This window comes from Rudaea sp. (assembly GCF_057139185.1).
This window is the reverse complement of record NZ_DBNHDN010000032.1, coordinates 1-11,028: the sequence shown is the minus strand read 5'-3', so window position 1 is coordinate 11,028 and position 11,028 is coordinate 1. Positions and strand designations below refer to the sequence as shown.

Below are 11,028 nucleotides of genomic sequence, written 5' to 3'. Positions count from 1 at the left end.
AGCACCCGGAGGCCGGCGGCGGTCGGTTGCACTTCGCGGACGGCGGGCAGCGCCGCCAGAGCGGCGCGGATGCCGTCGTCGGGGCGTTCCAGCGAGAGCTCGATCACCGAAGCGGCACCCACGCCCTGCTTGAGCTCCGCCGGCGTGCCGGTCACCAGCACCCGGCCGTGATCCATGATCGCGAGGCGGTCGCTGAGCCGGTCGGCCTCTTCCATGTAATGGGTGGTGAGCAGCACCGTGATCCCATCCCGCTTGAGGCCCTGCACCAGCTGCCACAGCGCCAGGCGGCTCTGCGGGTCGAGGCCCGCGGTGGGTTCAGCGAGGAAGAGCATGCCGGGCCGGTGGGCGATCGCCCGGGCGATCTGCACCCGCTGCGCCAGCCCGCCCGAGAGCGCCATGGTCATGCTGTCGGCCCGGTCGGCGAGGCGGAACTGCTCCAGCAGCTCGCCGGTGCGCCGGGTGGCCTCGGCCCCGCTGAAGCCGAAGTAGCGGCAGTGGAAATACAGGTTCTCGGCGACGGTGCAGGAGCGGTCGAGGGTGTTGTACTGGGTGACCACCCCGATGGCGCGGCGGACCGCGGGGCCGTCCTGCGCGACGCTCCGGCCACTCACGGTCACCTGGCCGGCGGTGGCGTGGATGCGGGTGGTGCAGATGCCGACGGTGGTGGTCTTGCCGGCGCCGTTCGGCCCGAGCAGGGCGAAGATCTCGCCGCGGCGGATGTCGAGGTCGACGCTCTTGAGCGCTTGCAGGCCGCTCGCATAGGTCTTGCTGACGCCCTGGATCGAAACGATGGGTTCGAAACTCATGCCATGTGCTCTTGTTCGCCCATCCGTCTTTGCTGAAACGACGAGCGGGGAAGTGATTTTTCGACGCGGCCAGATCAGCTTCTAGAAATCCGCCGCGCCGGGCACGCGCGGATACGGAATCGCATCGCGGATGTTGGCGAGACCGCAGACATAGACGACCAGGCGCTCGAAGCCGAGGCCGAAACCCGCGTGCGGTACGGTGCCGTAGCGGCGGAAGTCGCGGTACCACTGGTAGTGCGCCGGATCGAGTTTGAACTGCCGCATGCGCGCATCGAGCACATCGAGGCGTTCCTCGCGCTGCGAGCCGCCGATGATTTCGCCGATGCCGGGCGCGAGCACGTCCATCGCGGCGACGGTCTTGCCGTCGTCGTTGAGGCGCATGTAGAACGCCTTGATCTTTTCCGGGTAATTCATCACCACGACCGGGCGGCCGACGTGTTTCTCGGTCAGATAGCGTTCGTGCTCGGTCTGCAGGTCGCTGCCCCAGGCGACCGGGTAGTCGAACTTCTGTTTCGCGTTTTGCAGAATCTTCACCGCTTCGGTGTAGTCGATGCGCTCGAACGGCGCGTTGACCAGCGCTTCGAGGCGCGTGATCGCGTCCTTGTCCTGGCGCTCGGCGAAGAATTTCATGTCGTCCATGCGCTCGTCGAGCACGGCGCGGAACAGGTATTTGAGAAAATCCTCGGCCAGCGTGGCGTCGTCGTCGAGGTCGGCGAAGGCGATCTCGGGCTCGATCATCCAGAACTCGGCAAGATGGCGCGCGGTGTTCGAGTTCTCCGCGCGGAAGGTCGGACCGAAGGTGTAGACCTTGCTCATCGACAGACAGTACGCCTCGACGTTGAGCTGGCCGGAGACGGTAAGGTAGGTCTCCTTGCCGAAGAAGTCCTTGTGCCAGTCGATCGCACCCTTGTCGTCGCGCGGCAGGTTGGCCATGTCCAGCGTGGACACGCGGAACATCTGGCCCGCGCCTTCGGCATCGCTCGCGGTGATGATCGGCGTATTGATCCAGAAGAAGCCGCGCTCGTGGAAGTAGCGGTGCACGGCCTTGGCCAGGCAGTCGCGCACGCGCGTGACCGCGCCGAACGTGTTCGTGCGCGGGCGCAGGTGCGCGACCTCGCGCAGGTATTCCATCGTGTGCGCCTTGGGCTGGATCGGGTAGGTTTCCGGGTCCTCGACCCAGCCGACCACGTCGACCTTGGTCGCCTGGATTTCGAACGCCTGGCCCTTGCCCTGCGAGGGCACCAGCGTGCCGGTCGCGAGCACCGCGCAGCCGGCGGTCAGGCGCGCGATCTCGTCGGCATAGTTGGTCAGCGTGTTCGGCGCGACGACCTGGATCGGATCGAAGCACGAGCCGTCGCTGACGTTGACGAACGACAACCCGGCCTTGGAATCGCGGCGCGTGCGCACCCAGCCACGCACGGTGACTTCGCTGCCGGCGGCGAGGGAACCCGATAGCGCTTGTTGAACACTGGCGATGGACATGCCTTGAAACTCCGTGTGGGTCGCCCAAAACTATGCGGGGCGAGTATATTTTTACTCGTCATTCCAGCAGGGACTGCCGCAATGACTGCAGGGAAACAGGACGCGCATGATAGAATCAAAGCCGCATGAACATCCAACTCACCCCCGCCGCGCGCACGCGCATGCAGCAGTTCCTCGACACGCATCCTGCAGCCGCGGGCGTGCGCTTCGGTGTGCGCAAGACGGGGTGCTCGGGCTACGCCTACGTCGTCGATATCGCCGAGCGCGTCGCGGCAAACGACCAGGTGATCGAGCAGGACGGGGTCAAGCTCGTCATCGATGAATCGAGCCTCTCCTTCGTCGACGGTACCGAGATCGACTTCGCGCGGCAGGGTCTCAACTCCGCCTTCGTGTTCCGCAACCCGAACGTGACCGGCGAATGCGGTTGCGGCGAGAGCTTCACCGTCGGCTGATGCGGAGCGCGAGAGCTGTCCTCGCGGTGTTGTGCATTGCGCTGGTTTCACCGGCGCCCGGTTTTGAACCTTTGCATCCCGACGACCGCGCGCCGGTTCAGGTCGAAAAGCGGGTCAAGGACGTGATCCATCGCCTCGGCGTCGCGATCAAGGCGAAGAATCTGGCGGGTTTCCATGCCAGTCCGGTCATGTCGGCAGTGTTCGCGCATCAGGTGACGGCGGCGCAGATGGAGGCGGCGTTCAGGCCGCTGATCGACAGCGGGGTCGATCTGACCGCGCTCGACAAGGCGCATCCGCGGTTCGACGGCATCGCCCAGGTCGACGCCGACAACCAGTTGATCGTCAAGGGTGGATACGCGAGCGATCCGCCGACCCTGTTCGAGATGCGTTTCGTGCGCGAAGGCGACAGGCTCGGTTTGAGCTTCGTCGACGTGCATCTGGCCGTGGCGCCGAAATCCGATGCCGCCGACCTGCGCACGATCCTCGCCGATCCGCATCCGGCGAAGGGCGTTGCGATCGCGCCCGCGGAAATGCGTGCGGTGCGTGCGGCGATGCATGCGTTCGGCGTTGCCGTGAACCATCGCAACATGGACGAATTCCTCAAATCCGACATCGTCTCGCAGATCTGGCGCGAGCATCAGACCGCGGCCCAGGTCGCGGCCGACTACCGCGCCACGATCGCCACGCGCGGCGATTTCACCATGCTCGATCCGCTCGAGCCGGTCATCGTCGATGCGCCCGGAAGGAACGCGCGCGGGATCACCGAATTCACCGGCTACTACGGCGCGCCCGACGCGCGCATCGGCTTCAGGATGGGCTTCGTCGAGGAAGGCGGTTCGTTGCGCCTGATCAATTTCAGCATTGCGCCGCCGAAGCGCGCGGCCAGGTAGACGAAAACGGCCGCGGCGTCGATACTGCGGCGTGGACAGGCAACCGGGCAGCGGACGGTGACGGAATCGGAATTGGACACGGCGCTCGCGCCGGCAACACCGCTTGCTGCAAAACCCGCACCCGCATCGGCGCTGCACAGCCTGCTGCCTTCGCTGCGCCGATTGCTCGCGCGCGAGCCTGCGCTCGGCATCACCGTGGCCTATCTGTTCGTCGCGATGGCCGGTATTTTCTACAACTTCCGTTTCTATTCGAAGTTCGGGATTCCGGTGATGAGCCTGTCGCAGATCAGCGACTTCCTCACCGCGGGTATCCAGCAGCCGATCGCCTTGTTGCTCGTGCTCGGCACGTTTCCGGTGATCACGGCAATGGATGCGATCAACGCATGGGTGCGGCGGCGCCAGCAAGCGCGGCTTGATGGCCTGAGCGCGCGGTCCGCGCCGACCCGATGGCAGAAATTCCGCATGCGTTTGCTTGCGTGGAGCCTGCGATTGAAGCATCACGTCTTCATGCAGGTGATGTATGCCTTCGTCGTGGTTTCCTATGGCTGGGTTTTCGTATCGCTCTATGCGGATGCCCGTTACCGGCAAACGATTGGTGGCGATGCGGCGCAGGTGAAAATCCGGCTCAACGGTGCCGATACCGACCTTGCCGCGTCCAAATCGCCGACCTGGACCTGGCTCGGCGCCGTATCCAACTATGTATTCGTCTACGACGCGGCGGCAAGGCAGCCGCTGATCCTGCCGACGAACAACGTCCTGCGCATCGAGCCGCTGCGCGAGGCCACCCGAGCCGATGCGGAGAAGGCGGGCGTGGCCAAGGCCGGCATCGCGCCCGAGCTTGCGCCAAAGCCCTGATTCCCTTAGAATTCGCGGTCCCCCGAACGATCCTTGCATCGACGGGCCTTGCCTCACCGCGTTGCGGGAGGCTGTCGTGGCGGAAATCCCTCCGTGCGATATCCACAAGGAGTCAACATGCGTCATTACGAAGTCGTGTTTCTGGTCCACCCTGACCAGAGCGAACAGGTGCCTGCGATGATCGAGCGTTACAAGACGCTGATCGAAGGCGGCCAGGGCAAGATCCACCGCCTCGAAGACTGGGGCCGCCGCCAGCTCGCCTATCCGATCAACAATCTCGCCAAGGCCCATTACGTGCTGCTCAACATCGAGTGCGGTGCGGAAGTGGTCAAGGAACTGCAGACCGGCTTCCGCTTCAACGACGCGGTCCTGCGCCACCTGATCGTCCATCGCGACGAAGCGATCACCGAACAGTCGTTCATCCTCAAGAACAAGGATGACAAGGGCGGCCGCCGTCGCGACGGCGAAGAGGTCATCGGCTTCGGTGGCGAGGATTTCGACGACCGTCCGCGCGCTCCGCGCGCCCCGCGTCCCGCCCCGGCAGCGGCCGAATAAGTGGCCGCCCCCAAGAGCAAGAAAAAGGATACGAAGACCATGTCGAAATTTTTCCGCCGCAAGAAATACTGCCGTTTCACCGCCGAAGGCGTGACCTACATCGATTACAAGGATCTCAACACCTTGCGTCAGTACCTCACCGAAACCGGCAAGATCGTGCCGAGCCGCATCACCGGCACGAAGGCGCGCTACCAGCGTCAGCTCAAGTCGGCGATCGAGCACGCGCGCTTCCTCGCGCTGCTGCCGTACAGCGACGCGCATTGAAATCGTTCGTCATCGCGGTTTTCGCCGGGATGACGAAACGCTATTCGGACAACAACCCACTGCTGCGTCGCGTTCCACGGCGGCGCTAACGAATCGGAGAATGAAATGGAACTGGTCCTTTTGCAGAAAGTGAAAAACCTTGGCGCCCTCGGCGACAAGGTCAAGGTCAAGCCCGGTTACGGCCGCAACTACCTCGTGCCGCAGGGCAAGGCCGTGCCGGCCACCGAGAAGAACGTGGCCGAGTTCGAGAAGCGCCGCGCCGAATACGAGGCCAAGGCGAATTCGATCCTCGGCGCCGCGGAGACGCGCAAGGCGTCGCTCGAAGGTGCCGCGATCACGCTCAAGGCGAACGCAAGCCCCGAAGGCAAGCTGTTCGGCTCGGTCGGCCCCCGCGACATCGCCGAGGCGTTCAGCGCCGCCGGCCATCCGCTGGAGAAGAGCGAGGTCATCATGGGCGAAGGCCCGATCCGCCACACCGGCGAGTTCGAGGTCCACGTGCACCTGCACGCCGACGTGCACACGACGGTCAAGGTCACGGTCACCAGCGAAGAGTGATCACTGCCGACGCTCGTCGGCGATGATTCGCGGCGTTGGAGCTGGCTTTCGGCAGCTCGACGCCGCAAGGAAAAAAGGCGCCTTGCGGCGCCTTTTTTTCATTCCGGCGGCGACGATCAACCGCGCCGGACGGCGAGAAAGCGGCGGTTGCGCAACAGCCCGGCGGTGATCAGCGAAACGAGCAGACCGATTGGGAAAATTTCGGTGAATGTCATCGGCAGGCGGAACAGCGGATTGGCGTATTGCACCTTGAACGTCTCCATCTCCGCGGTCAGCTTCGCCAGCGCGTCGGCGGACGCACCCTTGGCTTTCTGCTCCTCGATCAGAGTAGCCGCGTAGCTGCTGGCAAAGTCCATGTGGGTCAAGGCCATCACGGCCTCCCAGGCGGCCACGTAGATCACGCTGGCGACGAAGCTGATGCCGAGGCCGAGCGCGAACGCGGGCCAGAAGCGGATTACGCCGCCGAGGTCGTTGTCGCGATGGCGCTTGATCGCGATGAACACCATGCTGAAAGCGACCAGCATCGTCGTATAGCCGATGACCATGCCCCAGGCCAGCGGTGGGTGGCCGTTCAGGGCGACGGCAAGGACCATCATCGGAATGCCGACAATGAGGCCGGCAATCAAACCGTAGCGCAGGATGAGATTGAGCATATGGGTTGTCTGCGTGGGTGAAGGAGCCGCAATTAGCGTACTCCACGCGCCCGCGGACAATCATCCAAACGGGTGATTTGGACCGGTTCAGCCGAAATCGGGGCCTTATCGGACGATCCCGAGTTCCCGGGCTTTGGCAATCGCGTCGGTGCGGCGTTTTGCGCCGAGCTTTTCGAACAGGCGCGCGACGTGGGTCTTCACCGTATTTGGGGAGACGTTCAACTGCCGTGCGATTTCCTTGTTCGAGCGACCCGCTGCGATTTCCGCCAGTACCGCCAGTTCGCGCGGGCTGATGCCAAGCGATGCCTGCGCCCGTGGATTGCCGTCGAATGCGACGGTGGCCGGCGTCGTTACTACACGCATGCCGATATAGATGCCCAGGGTGAGAAATCCGGCGCCGACCAGGAATGTCGCGAAATCACCGAAATGCGTGCGCGTGAAGCGCTGATAGTCGAGCAACGCCAGCGCAAGCGCGCCGAACGCCAGTGCTGCCCCGTAGCCGACCGCGCTTTTCCACAATTGCCGCTTCATGCTTCCAGCTCAGCATCGCTGTTGCCGGTTGCGGTGGTGCGCACTCGATGCGGATTTCCACACGATATCCACAGGTTTGTCGTATCGCGCGATGAGACGAGGATCGGTAGCATTGCATCCGACGAGATTCCCTGACGACAAGAACTGCAACGATGGCTGTGTCACCTGATCGCTTCCAGTCCGCGCGCGTCGACGCACTGCGCGTGCCGCCGCATTCCATCGACGCCGAGCAGGCCGTGCTCGGCGGACTCATGCTCGACGCGCACGCGTGGGAGCGCATCGCCGACAAGCTCGTCGAGGACGATTTCTACCGCAAGGACCATCGCCTGATCTTCCGCGCGATCGGCGAGTTGTCGAACAAGAACATGCCCTGCGACGCGGTCACGCTGGCCGACTGGTTCGAATCGAACAAGCTGTCCGAGCTGGTCGGCGGATCGAGTTACGTGATCGAACTCGCCAACGCCACGCCCAGTGCGGCGAACATCGGCGCCTATGCCGACATCGTGCGCGAGAAGTCGGTGCTGCGCCAGCTCATCGAAGCGGGCACGAAGATCGCCGGCGACGGCTTCCAGCCGGAAGGGCGCTCGACCCAGGAAATCCTCGAAGGCGCGGAACTGGAAGTGTTCCGCATCGCCGAAGCCGGGGCGCGCGGGCGCAAGGGCTTCACGCCGATGCGCGCGGCGGTGAAGGAAGCGTTCCAGATCCTGCATCACCGCTACGAAAACAAGGGCGCGGTGACCGGCCTCTCCACCGGCTTCACCGATCTCGACGGCATGCTCGCCGGCCTGCAGCCGTCCGACCTCATCATCCTCGCCGCACGCCCGTCGATGGGCAAGACCGCGCTCGCGGTCAACATGGCCGAGCACGCCGCGATCAAGTCGAAGAAGGCGGTCGCGATCTTCTCGATGGAAATGTCGGCTTCGCAGCTCGCGTTCCGTCTGATCTCCTCGCTCGGCCGCATCAACCAGCAGCACCTGCGCACCGGCGACATCCAGGATGAGGAATGGCCGCGCGTGACCAGTGCAATCACGCTGCTGTCCGAGGCGAAGATCTTCATCGACGACACGCCGGCGCTGTCGCCGGGCGAGTTGCGCGCGCGCGCGCGGCGCCTCAAGCGCGAGCACGATCTCGGCCTCATCGTCATCGACTACCTGCAGCTGATGGCCGTGCCCGGCAGCAAGGAGAATCGCGCGACCGAGATTTCGGAAATCTCGCGCGGCCTGAAGGCGCTCGCGAAAGAACTCAACGTGCCGGTGATCGCGCTGTCGCAGCTCAACCGCTCGCTCGAGCAGCGCACCGACAAACGGCCGATGATGAGCGATCTGCGCGAGTCCGGCGCGATCGAACAGGACGCCGACGTGATCCTGTTCATCTACCGCGACGAGTACTACAACCCCGAGTCGGCCGACAAGGGCCAGGCCGAAATCATCATCGGCAAGCAGCGCAACGGTCCCACCGGCCATGTCACGCTGACTTTCCGCGGCGAGTACACCAGGTTCGAAAATTACGCTGAGGACAGCTACGGCAACTACGACTGAGCTGGTGCGGCGGCGGATGCTCGCTCGGCCAGGAGAGGAACACAGGTCGCGTCCGGTCCGCGGCGCGCGTGCCCTGAAAAAGCCCGAGAAAATCATGCACGCGCAGGCCGGAATGCCGGCCCGACGAACTATCATGCCTGCGTCTGTCCATTTCCTTGCCTGCCGATGAGCCGCACCGCACTGGCTACCATCCACCTCGGCGCCTTGCGCCGCAACCTCGCGCGCGTGCGCGAGGTTGCGGGCGCGGCGAAAGTGATGGCCGTGGTCAAGGCCGACGGCTACGGCCACGGCCTCGAACGCGTCGCCCGCGCCTGTGCGGATGCCGATGCGCTCGGCGTCGCCGCGCTTGGCGACGGGCTGCGCCTGCGTTCGGCGGGCAACCGCCAGCGCATCGTCGTGCTGGCCGGGCCGGACGAGCCGGGCGATCTCGCCGAGTTGCGCCGCCTCGATCTCGATGCGGTGATCCATCACCAAGCGCAACTGGACTGGCTCGCGGCCGAGCATCCTCTCGCCGGCACTCGCCCGCTGCGCGTCTGGCTCAAGATCGATACCGGCATGCATCGCCTCGGTTTCGATTCGAGTGGCATTGTGGAAATTCATGCAAAGCTGCGGGCGCTGCCGAACATCGACGCCGACATCGTGCTGATGACGCATTTCGCGGCATCCGACGAATTCGGCAATGACCTGACTGCCACGCAGATCGCGCGTTTCGAGCAGGCGAGCGCCGAACTGGCCGGCGCGCGCGCGCTGGCGAACTCGGCCGGTCTGCTCGGTTGGCCGGCATCGTTCTCTGCCGGAACTGGGCATGCGGAAAACTGGGTGCGTGTCGGCGGCCTGCTGTACGGCCTGTCCGTGGTCGCGGGCAAGAGCGGCGCCGATCTCGGTTTCGAGCCGGCGATGACGCTGTCGACGCGCCTGATTTCGGTCAAGCAGGTAGGGAAGGGCGAATGCATCGGCTACGCTGCTACCTGGGAGTGTCCCGAAGACATGACCATCGGCGTTGCCGCGATCGGCTACGGCGACGGCTACCCGCGCAGCGCGCAACCCGGCACGCCGGTGCTTGTCGACGGCAGGCCCGCGGCCATCGTCGGCCGCGTATCAATGGACCTGATCACGATCGATCTGCGCAACGTTCCCGGCGCCCGGGTCGGCGACCGGGTGACTTTGTGGGGTCGCGATCTGCCGGTCGAAACGATCGCCGCGCATGCCGGCACGATCAGCTACGACCTCACCTGCGGCATGACCCGTCGCGTGCTGTTCGTCGAGGACGACACCTAGGCCGCGCAGGCGCCTCCGCTCGCTGCAATTTGCGTGGACGGCCGCAGGCGCGAAGGAAAAATGCGCGGCAAATCACACCAATGGGCGGAGCCAGTCCGCTTGAATTGGGCGCCAAATATGCGATGGTGCAGGCCTCGGGGGCGAAACGGGGCCGACCGCACCACCGGCGGTGGACGATGCAGCCCGCGCCGGCAATGCACGAAGCAGGCCGACGCCGGCAGCACACCGGCGCAGGCGACAGCAGGCGTCCGTCGGTGGCGTGGCCGGCTTTCGCGGCGCATGGCGTGTGGATCCGGGGGCAGGGCCGCAGACCGGGGCGAAGGCAGGGGTTTTGCGTCCGTCCGGCGATCTTTCTTTCCATCCAATGAGGAGAAGAACATGAACACGGCAACACGATTGGGCAAATTCCGTCTCGGTGCCGGCGCGCTGGCATTCGCCTGCGCCTCGTTCGCTGCCGCCGCCGGCGGCGCAAGCGGCAGCATCGACTACGCGCACAAGAACGCGGCAGTGAAATACGCCTGGCTGATCGAGGGCCCCGACGACATGCAGCCGGGCAAGACGCTGCGCCGCCTGTATTTCTCCGCGACCGACATCGGCGCGAAGCTGGCCGCCTGCGCGAGCCTGTCGTGCGCGGACGGAAGCGTGAGCGAGGGAGCGACGATCGATTTCGCCAAGGACGCGCGCCATCTCGGTTACTGGGTCGTGCTCAACGGCCAGAAGGTCCAGTATTCGGGCGGCACCGAGCCGGCGGCGTTCACGATCAAGACCGATGCGCGCGACCGCCTCGCCGGACACGTGCACATCGACGATGCGGCGGCCGGCGGCGCGAAGATCGACGCGGATTTCGACGCAGCCCTGCTCAAGAGCGTGACGTCGGCGCATTGAGCGTCGAGGCGGCGGCGTCGCGTCGAATGAGACCCGACGCCGTCTACAATGCGCGCATGGCCAAAGCAAAGACAGCATACGTCTGCAACCAGTGCGGCGCCGAATACTCGAAATGGCAGGGCCAGTGCGAGTCCTGCGGCGCATGGAACACCTTGTCCGAGTTCGTGGTCGAGCCGGCGGCGAAGAGCGGCGCGGTGCGGCGCGCGGGCTACGCCGGCGCGGGCGATGCGGCGAAGATCCTCGCGTTGACCGACGTTGCCGCCGAAGCGGAGACGCGCGTGCGC

At 65.1% G+C, this 11,028-nt stretch carries 13 protein-coding genes and 1 pseudogene; 10 read left to right on the top strand and 4 right to left on the bottom strand.

Annotated features, from left to right (window positions below; genetic code table 11):
• Together AC16HO_RS11500 and asnS are read right to left on the bottom strand one after the other, a co-directional pair.
• The coding region (locus tag AC16HO_RS11500; protein WP_484335437.1) for an ABC transporter ATP-binding protein at positions 1–806 on the bottom strand (806 nt) is incomplete at its 3' end.
• 81 nt (positions 807–887) lie between these two features.
• The gene (asnS, locus tag AC16HO_RS11495) at positions 888–2,288 is read right to left on the bottom strand and encodes an asparagine--tRNA ligase (RefSeq protein ID WP_395642460.1); all 1,401 of its coding nucleotides are present in this window, start codon (positions 2,286–2,288) and stop codon (positions 888–890) included.
• A gap of 125 nt (positions 2,289–2,413) precedes the next feature.
• Here asnS and AC16HO_RS11490 point away from each other — a divergent pair, with 125 nt between their 5' ends.
• From AC16HO_RS11490 to rplI, 6 genes are all read left to right on the top strand, one after another.
• On the top strand, positions 2,414–2,740 hold the full coding sequence (locus tag AC16HO_RS11490) for a HesB/IscA family protein (RefSeq protein ID WP_395642459.1): 327 nt from the start codon (positions 2,414–2,416) through the stop codon (positions 2,738–2,740).
• 71 nt (positions 2,741–2,811) lie between these two features.
• On the top strand, positions 2,812–3,630 hold the full coding sequence (locus AC16HO_RS11485) for a hypothetical protein (RefSeq protein ID WP_395642458.1): 819 nt from the start codon (positions 2,812–2,814) through the stop codon (positions 3,628–3,630).
• 72 nt (positions 3,631–3,702) lie between these two features.
• Positions 3,703–4,485, top strand: a complete 783-nt coding sequence (locus tag AC16HO_RS11480) for a hypothetical protein (RefSeq protein ID WP_395642457.1) — start codon at positions 3,703–3,705, stop codon at positions 4,483–4,485.
• A 117-nt stretch (positions 4,486–4,602) separates the two neighbouring features.
• Positions 4,603–5,040 carry a 30S ribosomal protein S6 gene (rpsF, locus tag AC16HO_RS11475; RefSeq protein WP_395642456.1) on the top strand — a complete coding sequence of 146 codons (438 nt, stop codon included), beginning with the start codon at positions 4,603–4,605 and terminating at the stop codon, positions 5,038–5,040.
• Positions 5,041–5,079: 39 nt separating this feature from the next.
• A complete protein-coding gene (rpsR, locus tag AC16HO_RS11470; protein WP_395642455.1) occupies positions 5,080–5,304 on the top strand; it encodes a 30S ribosomal protein S18 in 225 nt (74 codons plus the stop codon).
• A gap of 105 nt (positions 5,305–5,409) precedes the next feature.
• Entirely contained in the window at positions 5,410–5,859 is a 450-nt protein-coding gene (gene rplI / locus AC16HO_RS11465) for a 50S ribosomal protein L9 (RefSeq protein WP_395642454.1), read from the top strand.
• 116 nt (positions 5,860–5,975) lie between these two features.
• Here rplI and AC16HO_RS11460 read toward each other — a convergent pair whose 3' ends face one another.
• Both AC16HO_RS11460 and AC16HO_RS11455 read right to left on the bottom strand, forming a co-directional pair.
• On the bottom strand, positions 5,976–6,512 hold the full coding sequence (locus AC16HO_RS11460) for a DUF4199 domain-containing protein (protein ID WP_395642453.1): 537 nt from the start codon (positions 6,510–6,512) through the stop codon (positions 5,976–5,978).
• A 105-nt stretch (positions 6,513–6,617) separates the two neighbouring features.
• Positions 6,618–7,043 carry a response regulator transcription factor gene (locus tag AC16HO_RS11455; RefSeq protein WP_395642452.1) on the bottom strand — a complete coding sequence of 142 codons (426 nt, stop codon included), beginning with the start codon at positions 7,041–7,043 and terminating at the stop codon, positions 6,618–6,620.
• 152 nt (positions 7,044–7,195) lie between these two features.
• Here AC16HO_RS11455 and AC16HO_RS11450 point away from each other — a divergent pair, with 152 nt between their 5' ends.
• The 4 genes and pseudogenes from AC16HO_RS11450 to AC16HO_RS11435 all read left to right on the top strand — a co-directional run.
• Entirely contained in the window at positions 7,196–8,581 is a 1,386-nt protein-coding gene (locus AC16HO_RS11450) for a replicative DNA helicase (RefSeq protein WP_395642451.1), read from the top strand.
• 165 nt (positions 8,582–8,746) lie between these two features.
• A complete protein-coding gene (gene alr, locus AC16HO_RS11445) occupies positions 8,747–9,859 on the top strand; it encodes an alanine racemase (protein WP_395642450.1) in 1,113 nt (370 codons plus the stop codon).
• 378 nt (positions 9,860–10,237) lie between these two features.
• Positions 10,238–10,744 carry a hypothetical protein gene (locus AC16HO_RS11440; RefSeq protein ID WP_395642449.1) on the top strand — a complete coding sequence of 169 codons (507 nt, stop codon included), beginning with the start codon at positions 10,238–10,240 and terminating at the stop codon, positions 10,742–10,744.
• Between the two features lie 56 nt (positions 10,745–10,800).
• Positions 10,801–11,028, top strand: a pseudogene (locus AC16HO_RS11435) (DNA repair protein RadA); the annotation flags it as partial.